The following is a 15,148-nucleotide window of genomic DNA, read 5'->3' as shown; positions in this document are numbered from 1 at the left end:
AAAAGGCATTGAGTCGCAAGCAAAAGGGGTCTCGCAATCGAGAAAAAGCACGACTTAACCTTGCTCGAATCCACCAACAGATTGCCAACGCCAGACAAGACCATCTGCACAGGGTAACGACGCGGCTCATCCGTGAAAACCAAACGATTGCCGTTGCCTGTGCGGGAGTGGGATTGTCCCAAGTGTGGAGTCCACCATGACCGAGATATGAATGCAGCGATAAACATGTTGGCCGTGGGACACATGGTGTCAGTCTGTGGAGCTAACGTAAGACCTGATGAGCACACGCTCAAAGGGCAGTTGCGAAAGTCCAGCAATGGAAAGAAGCAGAAACCTAAGTCGTGAGGCTTGGGAATCCCCGCTGCTTGCGGCGGGGAGGATGTCAACTAGTTGCGGGTGGGCAGCTCAAAGACAAATCCCTCATAGTAGAGGAGTTGGCCGTCTTCACTCTTGACAGGACGCGCACTTTCACAAATCGTAGTAATACTGTCATCAACTCGATACACCTTAGATACAAGGTTCTGAACAACACCACGACTTTGAACTTGCTGCTGAAACCTTTCCCAAGCGCTACTGTCCACGTAGGGACGCTGGGTGTGGTGCTCAATATCTGCTAGCCAGTCCTGAGCATCAGCATAGCCATAGATGCGTGCAAGGGTGTCATTCACTTTAAAATACACCCCCTCCGGCGAGCTTTGATAAATGCCAATTGCCGCTTCCTCAAACATTTGCCGATACTTTTCTTCAGCCGCTTGCAGTGAGGATACTAGCTCCCGTCGTTCTTCAATGATTTCCTGTAATTGCTGATTTTGCTTCTTAAGGAGGACATTTTTTTGCCGCAGTTTACGCTGCAACAGTGCAATAGTGAGTTGGTTTTTGACCCGAGCTAGCACTTCCGCCTGCTGAAACGGCTTACTGACGTAGTCCGCGCCCCCTACCTCAAAGGCTTTTACCTTATCGAAGACGTCATCCAGTGCACTAATGAAAATAACTGGAATAGACTGGGTCTTGGGGTTTTCCTTGAGGGTTTGGCACACTTCATAGCCGTTCATGTCTGGCATCATGATATCAAGGAGAATGACATCCGGTGGCTCTGCTTCAATTCCCATGAGTGCCATTTGACCACTAATGGCTCCGCGGACATCGTAGCCCTCCATTTGCAGTAAGGCAGTCAAGACTTCAACATTTTCAGGGGTATCATCGACAATTAAGATGCTGCCCGCCCCTGAATCAAAGAGGTCGGTGGTCATGCGGTGGCCTCCCAATGGCGATCGTGGGTCAGTGCACTAGATAGTCCCCATCCTATCAAACGTGCCCCTGTTTCTGGGCATGGAGGCAACCATAGCGACCACTGGGGAGCGTGTTAGCTTCTGACTAGAATAATCAGAAATAATCAGAATTGAGGCATCCTCAAATGTACGGAGTAGGTGAGAAGGGGAGTCTTGGGCTGTATGAGCCTGCTAGTTGCCCCCAAACGGGTGACGCCAGAGGTTACCTGCTTTAGCCTCTTTGTCGCAATGACCTCCCGCAGGGGCTTGAGCAAGTTTATCGAATGTGAGCGAAAAACCCCATCCGCTTGCGGCGGGGAGGATGGCAATAGTTGCCTATGCCAGATTATTGGTTCTTAAAGGCATAGGAGCCACGATACTGGGTGAGCTGCCCCAATTCCGTTAGCGATCGCGTTCCTGAGTAGAGTTGATCATTAATTTCCCACGTAGGATAGCCTTGAATCCCCTTTGCCCGGCAGCGCTCTACTTGGGGGTTGGCACCATTGGGATCACATTCAACGTAGGTGAGTTCACGGACGGCTTCTTTGCCAAATAGTTCTTTTTGATCGTGGCAGTGGCTACACCAATAGGCACCGTACATCACGGCACCGCTTTGGGTTAGATGGCGTGCCAAGGCAATTTCCGCAGGCCCAGAGGTATTGACGATGGGTATCCCAGGGCCACCGTCATCCCGCACCATCGTTGTGTTGTAAACGCCAAATACCCCCACCAGTGTAATTACTGCTACAATAAAGCCCGTAAAAAATAATTGGCCGCGATCGCCCCAGTCATGACCAATCACTGCCAATACTAAAAAGGCCCAGCTAAAGAGAGCGGAGGCAATACAGTAGGGGCAAGACGCTTGAATGGCGGTGGCCAAAATGTACATTAAATAGCTACTAAAGGCTGCCATGGCGGTGGCACCTATAAATAGCAGCATCCACGTCGTGCCCTCGGCGCGCTTGCGCAACTCCTTTTGTTGGGGTTGGTGCAGCAGCAGTGGGAAGAGTGCCAGCGACAGCATCCCTGTGTAGGCCACAAACCCCAATAGGGATAGGGGAATGCCAAACACAGTTGCCCACGGGCTATTGAGTACAATGTCGCAACCATTGGTTGGACAGGTGACATCCTGATTGGTTAACTTTGCGATCGTCAAGTAAGCGGTAACCGCCATCCCCGCAAGGGCAATACCGCTAATAAACCAGCGGGACCAGCGATGAATCCAAGGAGTTGAGCGACGTCGAACCATAGGTTAACCTCCGGGTGACACCGAGGACACAAGCACCCTCAGGAATTGATCCAGTTCATTATAGCTTGAGAGGTAAGCTGCCTTAGACAGGGCAGCACCTAGATCAACAGACGGGGCATTGGGGTATGAGACCCCCCATCCGGACAGGCCAACGCTATAGAATTGAAAGGAATAGGGGTAGGGGGATACCGTGGTGTGTGCTTGGAACAGCGTCGTCAAACTCGCAGCCATGAGCCACAACTAAATAGCCAGAGGATCGCAGTATGATTACGACAGATGCAAGATGTAGTTGAGTCAGAATTTCAGCAACAAGTGGAGCGCCTCCATCGGTTAACGGTTTACATGCGATGGAGTATGGTTTTTGTGCTGTGGTTGACGGTGGGGCTAGCCAGTTTGTGGGGCTTTCGCTACGAGATGAGCTTGCTCAAGGAGCATTTTACGTGGGCCGCTCTGCGCTACGGCATTATGTTTAATCGTCTGCCTTCGTTGGGCTTAGCGTTTTGTATTGGCCTCACCCTCAGTGTTCTCTACTGGCAGACCCGCAATATTTTGTGGGGGCGATCGCCCAAGTGGCAACAACGGTTAGAGAAACAAGTGTTGCGTATTCGCCATCAGGGAGCGCAGCATCCCCTATGGCATTGGGTGTGTCGGCAATGACTGTTTTTGTGACACTGACCAACCGTTGAGGGTGGGAGTCAGACTTTTTCGATGGGGGGTCGCCCTAGCAGCCCTTGAGGGCGCAGCAGCAGGATAAGAAACAAAATGCCAAAGGCCACTGCATCACGAAAGCCGGAGGCTGCAGCGGGAATCATCGCTTCAATTAACCCAATCAAAAACCCTGCCAGCATGGTTCCGGGTAAGCTCCCCAGCCCCCCCAAAACAATGACAGCTAAGCCCTTAAGACCAAAGGTGACACCAAACTGCGGGCCTGTGATACTGACACTAGAGGCAACAAGGGTACCGGCAACTGCTGCAAGGGCACTGCTAACAAAAAACGTCAGGGTAATGATGCGATCGCCATCAATTCCCACTAGGGTAGCCGCCAGCGGATTTTCCGCCACTGCCTGCAGGGCTTTGCCTAGGCGGGTATAGTTCACCCAATAGGTCAGCCCCACCATCAATACTAGGGAAACACTGAGGATCACAAACTGACTGCTGCGCAGGCTCAGCTCACCCAAGCGAAGGGTTAAGGGCAGCGCACCGTAGAGTTGATCGGGATAGGTGTAAACCTCAGCGCCGACAAGGTATTGAATGAGGTTAGTTAAGAGCACAGCCACACCCAAGCTAGCCACAACGGTGAGGAGCGTATCGGCGCGTTGCTGGCGTAATGGCCGAAAAACCCCCCATTCAATGGCAACCCCTAGCAGCCCACAGAGCAAGCTACTCAAGATCAACGCAGCCGCAAAGGGCAGGGCAATCGGCAGTTGCCAGTTGGCTAAGATGCCATTAAAGCCAAAGCGCCCCCCCAACAATGCATAGGTGATGTAAGCCCCTACGGCGAATAGAGCACCGTGGGCAAAGTTAATGATGCCGAGAATTGAAAACACCAGTGTATAGCCAAGGGCAAAAATGGCATAGACACTGCCCGTGGCCAGCCCATCTACAACAAGTTGCAGGCTGGGAATCACCATCGGGGTTATGTCCCTTCCACCAGAGCACGATAGGCACTAGCAGAAAGGGTGCCGGTGGGGGGAGTGGTGATGTGAACTTGCACCAGCCAACCTTCACCATAGGGATCTAGGGCAATTTGCTCAGGGTTCTCGACAACGGCCTCGTTAACGGCAATCACCCTTCCAGCAAAGGGGGCGTACAAATCTTCCACTGCCTTGACCGACTCTATGGTGCCAAACCGCTTACCGGGGTCTAGGGTGTCTCCTACAGCGGGTAGCTCAACAAATACAATGTCCCCCAGTTGATCCACTGCGAAGGCGCTAATGCCGAGGGTGGCTATCTCTCCTTCAAGGCGGAGGTACTCGTGGGTGTCAAGGTATTGCAGATCGTCGGGGTAGGTGAGGGTCATAGGCACTTAAGGTGAGGCGGCATTATTCGGAGCGATCGCCCATGCGACCAAGGCGTACAGCAGCAATAAAACAACCTAGGCCAAGGGGCACACTGAGGACTAAAATCCCTGTGGTGAGGGCGGTGCCAAGCTGGGCATCCCCGGAGCTTAGCTCAAAAATAGACCCAATTGTGGCGATCGCCGCAATACAGGCTACTAACAAGTAGAGGTAACTTTTCAGCACTCAGGGTGTCCTCAAGCAGCAATGGAGCGCACTGTGCTGTTGGCAAACCCGTGTTCCTTCAGCTCGTGGCGCAACAATGCCTGATTTTCCACCCGATCCACAAACATCACACCCATGAGGTGATCAATTTCGTGTTGGATGGCACGCGCCAGCAGCCCCCCAGCCACGAGGGTCTGAGGCCGTCCCCACTCATCTTTGTAGGCCACTTCCACCATGGCGGGTCGGCGCACCTCCAGAAATACCCCCGGAATACTGAGGCAGCCTTCCTGAGATAGTTCTAAGTCCTCACTCACCTCCTTGATCACCGGGTTAATCATCACTAAGGGCGGAACGTCAGGATCATCAAGGTGAATATCAATAACCAAAATTTGTTTATTAATCCCGACTTGAGGAGCGGCCAAACCAATACCATCGGCACTGTACATCGTTTGGAGCATTTGCCGGACAACTTGGCGAACATTGTCATCGACCTTGGCAACCCGCTTGGCGGGCTGACGCAGGATGCGATCGCCAAGGTAATGCAGTTGCAACGGCGGCTTTTTTAACTTTTTCTTTTCAATACCAAGGGATTCAGAGGTAGCCATAGGACACGTAAAGGACAACAAAACCTAATCACTGTAAATAGCCTAACGAATTTTGCTGCCGCTGGCCTACTGCTCCACCGATGCACTACTGACACTCGGCAGCAGACGTTGCTGCTCCTCAAGGGCGGCTTTATAGCGCTCTAAATCTTGCTCAAGGTGGGCAATTTGCTCATCGCGAGCCTCCATTTCCACCCGTACCGTGAAGATGTGTTGTACTTGCACCCAAACGCTAAAGACCCACGCAAAAACAGCACCAATCCCCATCGCCACAATCAACTCGATACAGAGGGGGGCTTGAATGACTTTTCCTTCAATGATTTTGATACTAACAGGATCCGTATTTTGAATACTAAAGAGAACTAGAGCCAAGCCAATGACAAATATCATAACGAAGTTTAACTGTCGCATAGGGCATCCTGCCACACACTCACGGTCTGAGGCTGATCATACCACTGTGGTCAATCATCGATCACACTAGCATTGACTTCTACTGCGGTAACATCAATTGTTCCAGGCGGTGTTAACCGCTGAAACTGGCGATCGCGCACCACCAGCACTTCACCACAGGCCGGGCACTGAGTTTGGGTGTTATTGAGACTGCTAAATTCAAACCTACACACTGGACAGGCGGCGGTCACCAGCGTCCATCGCAACCACAGTTGCAGCCCTACCACCAACAGTACTGGTGTCACCATCAGAATAAGCAGCAGAATCGCAAAGGACTGCACCAACCAGCCCAGCCCCAACACCCCCAACAGCCATGTCACTCCTAAGATGGTGAGCCAAAAACGTAGGGTCGGGTTCAAGCTGGCAAATTTTAGGGTCATGGCAATCCCTCCAAGGGCATTGCCGCTATTGTAGCTTAGGCGGTCGGTGTATCCTAGAATCCAGCATGGAGCAAAGAGATGGTCATGCCCTACACCCTACACGCTGAGCAAGCCCTGCTGGAGGTTGTTCCTGAGCGGGGCGGGTTGATTACCCGGTGGCGGTGGCACGAACACGAGTTGCTGTACCTAGACCGCGAGCGTTTTGCCCATCCTGAGTTGAGTGTGCGTGGGGGGATTCCACTGCTATTTCCTATCTGTGGTAACTTACCCGATGACCTCTTCTACTATGGGGGGCGCGCCTACACCCTGAAACAACACGGCTTTGCCCGGGATCTGCCGTGGCACGTCTTAGATCAGCAGGCCGATCGCTTGTGCTTGGGTTTGAGCGATAGTGACGCCACGCGCCAAGTCTATCCCTTTGCCTTTCGGTTGACCCTGACCTATCGGCTACGGGCCAATGTGCTGGCCATCTCCCTTGAGGTAGCAAATCCTGCCGAGACCCCTCTGCCCTTTAGTTTTGGACTTCACCCCTACTTTGCGGTCACGGACAAAACTCAACTCAGCTTTGATCTGCCAGTTCATGCAATGGTGGATCAAAAAACACAGCAGCCCTTAACCTTTGCGGGTACCTTTGACTGGGGGGCTGTGGAACTGGATTTGGCGTGTCGTCCTCTGCATGGTCAACGGGCACAGGTTTGTGATCATCAGCAGCAGTACTGCCTCACCCTGCGCTACGATCTGGCGTTTACGACGTTGGTATTTTGGACACTTCAGGGTAAACCCTACTATTGCCTAGAACCATGGACCGCCCCCCGCAATGCCTTGAATACAGGGGTGGATCTCCTCCAAGTGCCGCCCCAAAGTCGTACAACCTTGGGGGTTGAGATTGCTGTTGCCGCTACGAATGCCCCCCAATAGGCGACAATCGTATAGGTTTGACTGGCGCACCCATGTATCCCGACTTCAAGACGTTTTGCGATCTTGCCACCACTGGTAACTTCATTCCCCTTTACCAAGAGTGGGTTGCCGATATGGATACCCCCGTCTCGGCGTGGTATCGGGTCTGTCGCGATCGCCCCTATAACTTTTTGCTGGAGTCCGTTGAGGGGGGTGAGACATTAGCTCGCTATAGCCTGCTGAGTTGCGATCCCCTGTGGGTTCTGGAAACCCGGGGGAACCAAACCACCCAAACCCACCGCGATGGCGGGGTAACCACCTTTGAAGGCAACCCCTTTGAGATTTTGGCGGCGTGCTTGGCACCCTACCAGCCAGTCAAACTCCCTCAACTTCCTGCTGGCATTGGTGGTCTGTTTGGCTTTTGGGGCTATGAACTTATTCAGTGGATTGAACCACGCGTACCCATTCATCCCCCCACCGCTGATGACCTGCCAGACGGGGTGTGGATGCAAGTGGATCAAATCCTTATCTTTGATCAGGTGAAGCGTAAAATTTGGGCCGTGGTCTATGCCGACACTCGCCACACTGACCTTAAAACCGCCTATACCCACGCGGGCGATCGCCTCGAGCGGCTCCTGACCCAACTCCAAATAGGACATCCCAGCAACAGTACTCATCTCCACTGGCAGCCTCACCAGCCCTCCCCCATCTACACCAGCAACACCACCCCTGAGCAGTTTTGTGCCAACGTTGAGCGTGCCAAAGATTACATTCGCGCCGGGGATATTTTTCAAGTGGTGCTCTCCCAACGCCTCAGTGCCACCTATCGTGGCGATCCCTTTTCTCTTTACCGCTCCCTGCGGCTGATCAACCCCTCCCCCTACATGGCCTACTTTCAATTTGGCAATTGGCAGATTATTGGCTCTAGCCCTGAGGTGATGGTCAAAGCAGAACACCACCCCACCCAGCCCGATCGCCTGCTGGCCACCGTTCGCCCCATTGCGGGAACGCGCAAACGGGGGCGCACCTACGCCGAAGATCAACAGTTAGCGGCAGAGCTCCTAGCCGACGATAAAGAAGTGGCAGAACACGTCATGCTCGTGGATCTAGGTCGCAACGATTTAGGGCGGGTCTGTCGCCAAGGCAGCGTCCAGGTGGAAGAGTTCATGGTAATTGAACGCTACTCCCACGTCATGCACATTGTCAGTAATGTCATTGGTGAACTGTTGCCAGAGAAAACCGCATGGGACTTACTGCAAGCCTGCTTTCCGGCAGGAACCGTCAGTGGTGCCCCCAAAATTCGTGCGATGGAGATTATCCATGCCCTTGAAGGCGAGCGACGAGGCCCCTATTCTGGTGCCTACGGTTACTACGACTTTGAAGGCCAACTCAACACGGCGATCGCCATCCGCACCATGGTGGTACAGCCTCTCAAGGCAGACCAACACCTGATCCACGTTCAAGCTGGCGCGGGTATTGTGGCTGACTCTGATCCACAGCGAGAATTTGAAGAAACCCTCAATAAAGCCCGGGGCTTACTGGAGGCCATTTCTGCCCTGAGTGCCAAACCTTAACCTAACATTGACAAACACTTTAACTAAACTTCACATTGACCACCTATAGTGGGCAGTAGTTTTGTCCTGACCGACTCAGTTCATGTCGTAAGTGTGAGTCGTTCAATCGTCAAAGCCACCAATGTCTTGGGCTATGGGTTCAACATTGGTTATCTTGCTTGAGGTCTTGATACCATGGCCAACTTCCTTGCTGCTGCGCCGCCTCGCCCAGAGGGACTCTTTCGGGAAACAGCGACTCCCTCTCCCTCGCGACTCCACAGCTTCGGAGCAGGAGATGTCATCTGGATGGAACCAGAGCGCGTTTGGCTCGTGAGCAAGGGTGTTGTCCTCCTAAACTTGCTACACCCCGACGGTGAAGAAGTGGTGGTGGGTCTAGCGACCCCTAGCACGGCCTTTGGCCTCCCCTTCAGTAGCCTAAATGCCTACCACGCCAAAGCACTTTCAAGGGTTGAGTTAATGCTCTTCTCATTAGTGGAGGTGGAATCCTCGCCAAACCTCACCCAAGGCTTAGTGCGAGGCTTGACCCGACGCTTGCGTCAAGCAGAAGTGCTACTGGCCATCGCCAGCCACCGCCGCATTGAAGAGCGCCTCCGTCATCTCCTCCTGCTCCTAAAAGCAGAAATTGGCCAACCCCATCCCCTCGGTAGCCGCTACAGCGTTCGCTTAACGCACCAACAACTCGCCACCGCCATCGGTACCAGTCGCGTGACGATGACTCGTTTGCTCGGCAAACTCCGCGCTGAACACTGGCTCACCTACGATCGCGATCGCCACATTATCATTACCGCCAACAGCGAGCCCTCCCCCCTCTAGGCATTCGCCTTACCAAAAACCGCGTGCGGTTCATACCGATGGAGCCTCTTAGAGCTTAATAGTATGAATTTTTGTAAAAACTTGCTCTCATAGAGGCAAAAGTGTTAAATTAGATACAGAAATAAATCGTTCATCTTCGCTAGAGAACGACTTAAAAATCGCCAGCGAAGACGGAAGTAGGGAGACTCTCCCGAAGGAACGCGCCTCAGTTGCTAAAAACCACCTAGTTCATGATTTGGGGCGATGATTATGAAAACCACACTTACCTATCGCGGCATTCAGTACGATTACGTTCCTCCGGCAGTCCGCACCGAAGCTACCGATGTTGTTGCCAAGTACCGCGGTTGGAACTACCACTGCACCCGCGCAGTGAATCCTCCAGCTCAGCCAGTCAACGATTTACTCTATCGCGGTGTGGCTTACCGCACAGGTGCCCAAGGAGTTGCACCAGCGCTTAGCATGGTAGCCACCGACAATGCTGGCCAACCAGCCGTGACCCTCACAGAACTGTCGCGGGCACTAATGACTCACCATCATCAAAACATCAAAAATCGCGAGCAATCCCTCTTAACACGGATGATTGCCCAGATGGGCTTACCCGCCGCTGCTGGTCACTACTGGAGCCAGATTCAGGGCAAAATTAAGCCCGGCACGTGGACAAGCTACGATCGCAGCCACGCCACAATGAGCTAAAGGCAGGAGGAGCAACACTAACTTTAGCGAGCCATGGGTTGGCTCTTGAATGTTGAACTCGAATACGAATAGGCCAATTACTCGCAATAGGAATCCACCTACTGCGAGTTTTTCATTGTGGGCGCGAATACTCGCTACTCCGTATCACTATAACGAGCGCGCTCGGCGGCGGTTTTTTGCCGATCTAATTTCAGAATGAGCACCCCAAGGGGAGGTAAGCACAGATCAAGGGAATAGCGGCGATGGTGGTAGGCCCATTCATCGGCCCATTTCCCCCCTAGGTTACCCATGTTACTGCCACCGTATTCGCGGGCATCACTATTAAACAGTTCGGTATAGAACCCGTGTTCGGGCACGCCAATGCGGTAGTGGCTATGGGGCTGGGGCGTAAAGTTACAAACAACGACTGTAAAATCTTTATAGTCTTTGTCCCAACGGATAAAGGAGACCACACTGTGGCGGTTGTCGCTACAGTCAATCCACTCAAACCCATCTTGGCTAAAATCTTGGCTATAGAGGGATGGTTCAGAACGGTAGAGGGCATTCAAATCACAAAAGAAGCGTTTGATTTGCTGGTGGGGTTCATACTGAAGCAGGTGCCACTCTAGATCACTCCAGACGTTCCATTCACTCCACTGGGCAAACTCCATCCCCATAAACATGGTTTTCTTGCCCGGATGCGTAAACATATACGTGAATAAACAGCGGAAATTGGCAAACTTCTGCCAGCGATCGCCCGGCATTTTGCCAATAATGTTACTCTTGCCGTGCACCACCTCATCGTGGGATAAGGCCAGCATAAAGTTTTCGCTGTGGTGATACCACATACTAAAGGTGACATTATTTTGGTGGAACTGGCGAAACCACGGATCCATACTGAAATAGTCAAGGATATCGTGCATCCACCCCATATTCCACTTGAGGTTAAAGCCAAGACCGCCGGTATAGGTAGGCCAAGAGACCATTGGCCATGCCGTGGATTCTTCGGCAATCGAGAGAATGCCCGGAAAATAGCTAAAAATGACATGGTTGACTTGGCGGAGGAAGTTAGCTGCTTCCAAATTTTCGCGTCCACCATACTCGTTGGGAACCCACTCTCCCTCTTTGCGGCCATAGTCTAAATACAGCATCGAGGCCACCGCATCCACGCGAATGCCATCGATGTGGTACTTATCAAACCAAAAGAGGGCGTTGGCCACCAGAAAATTACGGACTTCGTGGCGGCCATAGTTAAACACAAGGGTGCCCCACTCTTTATGCTCCCCTTTACGGGGGTCGGCGTGCTCGTAGAGGTGGGTGCCATCAAAAAAGGCTAAGCCATGGCCATCCTTCGGAAAGTGACCGGGAACCCAATCCACAATAACGCCAATGTCATTTTGGTGGCACTGATCCACAAAGTACATGAAGTCTTGAGGCGTGCCATAGCGGGAGGTCGGTGCAAAATAGCCAGTGACTTGATACCCCCAGGAGCCATCAAAGGGATGCTCGGCCACCGGGAGCAGTTCAATGTGGGTGTAGCCCAATTCCTTAACGTAGGGGATGAGTTTTGCAGCCAGCTCCCGATAGGTGAGGAACCGTGCCCACGGCTTGAGTTCTGCGACTTGAACGGGTTCTTGGGGCGCACCAGTGGCATCCAGCGGTGGTTCCTCCATCGAGGCGTGCAGCCATGAGCCTAGGTGAACCTCAAAGACAGAAATTGGCTGACTGAGGGGATCGCTGTGGCGCCGTTTTTCCAGCCACTCCTGATCGTGCCACTGATAGGCGTTTAAGTCAGTCACAATAGAGGCGGTTTTGGGGCGTGGTTCTTGGGCAAAACCGTAGGGATCCGACTTTTCGTAAATATGACCGTCGATATTTTTAATTTCGTACTTATAGTGTTCACCCACGCCAAGGTCGGGAATAAAGAGTTCCCAAATGCCATTACCACGCCGCGCCATCTGGTGCTGGCGACCATCCCAATGGTTGAAGTTGCCGATCACGGAGACGTTGCGAGCATTGGGGGCCCAAACTGCAAAGTACACCCCCGAGACCCCATCCACCGTCAGCAAATGGGCACCGAGTTTTTCGTAGATGCGGTGGTGATTCCCCTCGGCAAAAAGATGAATGTCAAAGTCCGTCAGCTTGGGGGAGCGAAAGGCATAGGGATCGTAGGTCACCCGCTCATGGCCGTTTTCAAAAATTTTCAGTTGATAATTGTTGAGTTCAGCCACAGGAATCCGGCACTCAAAAAAGTGGGGGTGATGCACCGATTCCATAGGGTATTCCTGCCGTTGTTCGGGACACAGAACACTAACGCGCTCGGCGTTGGGTAAATAGGCTCGTACCGCCCACACTGACTGGCCATTTTCGTTGATTTGATGACATCCTAAAATTTCAAAGGGATCGTGGTGCTGGTTGGATACAATGCGGTCAATCTGATCGGGCGAAATTGTCATATTTTTATACTTTCGTAAAATACAGACAGGATACTATAGAAAAGTTAACAATTTGTATGCCCCTGTTGACAAGCCATGGCGGAATTTTTTAGATCGGCTGATCGGGGATAGAGGGTGCTGAAAGGGCTAACATGCCTTGAAGCAGCTCTTTGAGGAGGGTGGGGCCTTGATACACCCAACCGGTGTACAGTTGTACCAAACTAGCCCCCGCATTTAATTTTTCGTGAATATCCGCTGGCCTAAAGATACCACCAACCCCAATGATTGGTAAGCGACCATGGGTTTCTTGATGAATAAAGCGAATGACCTCTGTGGCACGATCCTTGAGGGGTGCACCACTTAGCCCCCCTGCTTCCTCTGTGGGCGATCGCCCCGTTGCAGGAATGACGGTGGTTTTGAGGCCGTCGCGGCAGATGGTGGTATTGGTAGCAATAATGCCGCTGAGTTCGTAGGTTTCGATGAGATCAAGGATGGCGCGAATCTCTGACCAACTCAGATCAGGGGCAATTTTGAGCAGAAGGGGTTTGCGAGGGGTGTTGGCGTGTTGGAGCACCTCTAGGATGGGGGCTAGCTGCTCCTTGGCTTGGAGATCCCGCAATCCAGGGGTATTGGGAGAACTCACATTTACCACAAAGTAATCCCCCCAAGGATACAGGCAACGAAAACTGGCAAGATAGTCGTCTTTAGCGTTGGCTAAGGGAGTGATTTTGGATTTCCCTAGGTTAATGCCAATGGGAATCGACGGTCGGGGCGATCGCGCCAGTTGCTGTGCCATTGCCTCTGCCCCAAGGTTGTTAAAGCCCATGCGATTAATAGCTGCCCAATCAGCGGGTAAACGAAACAGGCGCGGCCGGGGGTTACCCGGTTGGGGATGCCATGTCACGGTTCCCAGTTCCGCAAAGCCGAAGCCAAAGGCCTGCCAAACCGAACTAGCTACACCATTTTTGTCAAACCCCGCTGCTAAGCCAATGGGGTTGGGAAACCGCAGCCCCCACAACTGTCGCTCTAGGCGCGCATCTGAATAAGCAAATCGCTGTTGCAGCTGTTGGCGCAGATAGCGGCGCACGGGGGTATCGGCGTTTAGCCAGCGACAGACCGCTATGAATTGCTGCTGCACCTGCTCAGGATCGGCCTTGAGACCTGAAAAGAGAACTGGACGCAACAGCGAGCGATAAAAGTCTAACTCCAAGGGAACTTAATCCAGATACCCCATGAGCACAGGGGAATCGTCAATGATATTGGAGGCCACGGGTCGCTCCCCAGCGGAATAGTAGGTCTCAGCAATGTGCAGGCCACTGGTGGTAATGGGACGGATCCCCATCCAGTTGACGGTTTCCAAAATTTCAAAAGTGTTGGCGGCAATGGGTCGCACTCCCATAATGTTTAGGGTCTCGACAACGCGAAAATCGGTGGCAACGATGGGGCGAATGCCTGCGGAGTTGATGTTGTCGTAAATTTGTAGCCCACTGCTCAAGACCGGGCGATCGCCCGCATCCTTAATCATGTGCACGACTTGGACGCGGCTGGCTTCAATGGGTCGCAGCCCAGCGCTGTTAAAGGTTTCCCAGACCACAATATCCGTGGCGGTTGTGGGGCTGGTGGTGGCAAGGGGAGCTGCTTTTTCAGCCAAAGAGACCATTTGACCACTGGCTTCCTTAGCGACAGCAGGACGACGGGGACTCCGGCTGGCTTTAGCAGGGGTTTCTTCGGTGGGGGGTTGGGGAGGTTCAGGGGTACTCATGGCGATCGCTCCTAACGACAATGCTTGCGTGTTTTAATCCGTGATCGCCCTATTGGCGACGTGCCATCGGCATCGGACGATCTCAACTATAGTTGCTTATTATACTCTGTGACACTCCCCGCCGTGGAACGGCGAGGCTTCTCTAAGTTAGGCTAGAGCAAAGCCAATCTGCTCTAACTTGACCTTAGAAGGGGCTGCCACAGCCCCTCTACACACTCCACTCAAATCGATATTGAGCTTTGTGCTTACCTTTCTCATGATGTTGCAGGCTCCATTACAGTCTGCATTGATGAGCCATCCTTGAGCAGTTCGGTACAGCCCTCTAAGAATTCGTTTTCCTGATGCCTTCCACCCTTCAGGTTTTTCACCGAACGTAGGCAAGAAGTCATTATCAAAAAACGAGGCTTGAGACGTATACGATTCTTCGGTTTCGACTAATCGAATCCCGAAAATTAAACAAAGCTGCTTAATTCGTCCAAACAGCTTGTAGTGCGGAATTTGCACGAACTCCTGATTCGTTTTTGCACCCAAATTGATTTCATCTTTCTGCCCTTTGTTTCGACCGTAGATGATCGTATCGATGTCGTTTTCCAAGCAGAAGTTGACGACCCACCGTGCTGCTTTGTTGATGTAGTCTCGCACGTAGCAATTTCGCTTATGGGTATTAAGTTGGATTCGCTTCGAGGTCGCGCCCTTCATGGATGACTTGCCATGAGTCAGAATCGATTTGAATTTGGCAACCTGCTTATTGAACCATTGGTTTCGAGATTCCAACCCTCTACCATCTAGCACAAAGGCGAGTCCAGTATTTGTCACGCCGGTCA

General features: G+C 52.4%; 19 protein-coding genes and 1 riboswitch. Of the genes, 7 read left to right on the top strand and 12 right to left on the bottom strand.

Features of this window, described 5'->3' with window-relative positions; genetic code table 11:
* Positions 1 to 200: transposase (locus tag L5220_RS13425; protein ID WP_499574126.1), on the top strand; the 200-nt coding region annotated here is incomplete at its 5' end.
* Positions 133 to 345: a zinc ribbon domain-containing protein gene (locus L5220_RS13420; protein WP_499574125.1), complete on the top strand. Its 213-nt coding sequence runs from the start codon at positions 133 to 135 to the stop codon at positions 343 to 345. The genes L5220_RS13425 and L5220_RS13420, both read left to right, overlap by 68 nt.
* Positions 346 to 386: 41 nt before the next feature.
* Here L5220_RS13420 and L5220_RS13415 read toward each other — a convergent pair whose 3' ends face one another.
* Both L5220_RS13415 and L5220_RS13410 read right to left on the bottom strand, forming a co-directional pair.
* Positions 387 to 1,250: a response regulator gene (locus L5220_RS13415; protein ID WP_499574124.1), complete on the bottom strand. Its 864-nt coding sequence runs from the start codon at positions 1,248 to 1,250 to the stop codon at positions 387 to 389.
* A 364-nt stretch (positions 1,251 to 1,614) separates the two neighbouring features.
* On the bottom strand, positions 1,615 to 2,517 hold the full coding sequence (locus L5220_RS13410) for a vitamin K epoxide reductase family protein (protein ID WP_448514984.1): 903 nt from the start codon (positions 2,515 to 2,517) through the stop codon (positions 1,615 to 1,617).
* 276 nt (positions 2,518 to 2,793) lie between these two features.
* Here L5220_RS13410 and L5220_RS13405 point away from each other — a divergent pair, with 276 nt between their 5' ends.
* On the top strand, positions 2,794 to 3,174 hold the full coding sequence (locus L5220_RS13405; RefSeq protein ID WP_099798084.1) for a hypothetical protein: 381 nt from the start codon (positions 2,794 to 2,796) through the stop codon (positions 3,172 to 3,174).
* Positions 3,175 to 3,212: 38 nt separating this feature from the next.
* Here L5220_RS13405 and L5220_RS13400 read toward each other — a convergent pair whose 3' ends face one another.
* The 6 genes from L5220_RS13400 to L5220_RS13375 all read right to left on the bottom strand — a co-directional run bounded on the left by L5220_RS13400 (position 3,213) and on the right by L5220_RS13375 (position 6,171).
* Positions 3,213 to 4,148, bottom strand: a complete 936-nt coding sequence (locus tag L5220_RS13400; RefSeq protein WP_499574121.1) for a branched-chain amino acid ABC transporter permease — start codon at positions 4,146 to 4,148, stop codon at positions 3,213 to 3,215.
* A gap of 5 nt (positions 4,149 to 4,153) precedes the next feature.
* Entirely contained in the window at positions 4,154 to 4,537 is a 384-nt protein-coding gene (gcvH, locus tag L5220_RS13395) for a glycine cleavage system protein GcvH (RefSeq protein ID WP_448525483.1), read from the bottom strand.
* A 22-nt stretch (positions 4,538 to 4,559) separates the two neighbouring features.
* Positions 4,560 to 4,760: a hypothetical protein gene (locus L5220_RS13390; protein WP_099798079.1), complete on the bottom strand. Its 201-nt coding sequence runs from the start codon at positions 4,758 to 4,760 to the stop codon at positions 4,560 to 4,562.
* An 11-nt stretch (positions 4,761 to 4,771) separates the two neighbouring features.
* On the bottom strand, positions 4,772 to 5,344 hold the full coding sequence (gene def / locus L5220_RS13385; RefSeq protein WP_448514982.1) for a peptide deformylase: 573 nt from the start codon (positions 5,342 to 5,344) through the stop codon (positions 4,772 to 4,774).
* A gap of 66 nt (positions 5,345 to 5,410) precedes the next feature.
* Positions 5,411 to 5,752: a LapA family protein gene (locus L5220_RS13380; RefSeq protein WP_448514981.1), complete on the bottom strand. Its 342-nt coding sequence runs from the start codon at positions 5,750 to 5,752 to the stop codon at positions 5,411 to 5,413.
* A gap of 50 nt (positions 5,753 to 5,802) precedes the next feature.
* A complete protein-coding gene (locus L5220_RS13375; RefSeq protein ID WP_448527899.1) occupies positions 5,803 to 6,171 on the bottom strand; it encodes a hypothetical protein in 369 nt (122 codons plus the stop codon).
* A gap of 78 nt (positions 6,172 to 6,249) precedes the next feature.
* On the opposite strand from L5220_RS13375, the gene L5220_RS13370 reads away from it, so the two are divergent.
* The 4 genes from L5220_RS13370 (at position 6,250) to gifA (ending at position 10,148) form a co-directional block, all read left to right on the top strand.
* Positions 6,250 to 7,089: an aldose epimerase family protein gene (locus L5220_RS13370; protein ID WP_499574119.1), complete on the top strand. Its 840-nt coding sequence runs from the start codon at positions 6,250 to 6,252 to the stop codon at positions 7,087 to 7,089.
* Positions 7,090 to 7,121: 32 nt separating this feature from the next.
* On the top strand, positions 7,122 to 8,642 hold the full coding sequence (gene trpE, locus L5220_RS13365; RefSeq protein ID WP_499574128.1) for an anthranilate synthase component I: 1,521 nt from the start codon (positions 7,122 to 7,124) through the stop codon (positions 8,640 to 8,642).
* A 174-nt stretch (positions 8,643 to 8,816) separates the two neighbouring features.
* Complete coding sequence (locus L5220_RS13360) at positions 8,817 to 9,455, top strand: Crp/Fnr family transcriptional regulator (RefSeq protein WP_099798073.1); 639 nt, start codon at positions 8,817 to 8,819, stop codon at positions 9,453 to 9,455.
* Positions 9,456 to 9,580: 125 nt separating this feature from the next.
* Positions 9,581 to 9,660: riboswitch (Glutamine riboswitch) on the top strand.
* A 44-nt stretch (positions 9,661 to 9,704) separates the two neighbouring features.
* Complete coding sequence (gene gifA / locus L5220_RS13355) at positions 9,705 to 10,148, top strand: glutamine synthetase inactivation factor IF7A (protein WP_499574117.1); 444 nt, start codon at positions 9,705 to 9,707, stop codon at positions 10,146 to 10,148.
* Between the two features lie 134 nt (positions 10,149 to 10,282).
* On the opposite strand, the gene glgB is transcribed toward gifA, so the two are convergent.
* From glgB to L5220_RS13335, 4 genes are all read right to left on the bottom strand, one after another.
* Positions 10,283 to 12,583, bottom strand: coding sequence for a 1,4-alpha-glucan branching enzyme (glgB, locus tag L5220_RS13350; protein WP_499574115.1), 2,301 nt, complete (start codon positions 12,581 to 12,583; stop codon positions 10,283 to 10,285).
* 88 nt (positions 12,584 to 12,671) lie between these two features.
* A complete protein-coding gene (locus L5220_RS13345; protein WP_499574113.1) occupies positions 12,672 to 13,772 on the bottom strand; it encodes a quinone-dependent dihydroorotate dehydrogenase in 1,101 nt (366 codons plus the stop codon).
* A gap of 6 nt (positions 13,773 to 13,778) precedes the next feature.
* The gene (locus L5220_RS13340; RefSeq protein ID WP_099798067.1) at positions 13,779 to 14,324 is read right to left on the bottom strand and encodes a hypothetical protein; all 546 of its coding nucleotides are present in this window, start codon (positions 14,322 to 14,324) and stop codon (positions 13,779 to 13,781) included.
* Between the two features lie 147 nt (positions 14,325 to 14,471).
* A partial coding sequence (locus tag L5220_RS13335) for an IS200/IS605 family accessory protein TnpB-related protein (protein ID WP_499574111.1) occupies positions 14,472 to 15,148 on the bottom strand: 677 nt, incomplete at its 5' end.

This window comes from Synechococcus sp. PCC 6716, from assembly GCF_022570815.1.
GTDB classification, from domain to species: Bacteria; Cyanobacteriota; Cyanobacteriia; order Thermosynechococcales; family Thermosynechococcaceae; genus Thermosynechococcus; species Thermosynechococcus lividus.
The sequence above is the reverse complement of the archived record's forward strand: the minus strand, read 5'-3'. Positions and strand labels throughout refer to the sequence as shown.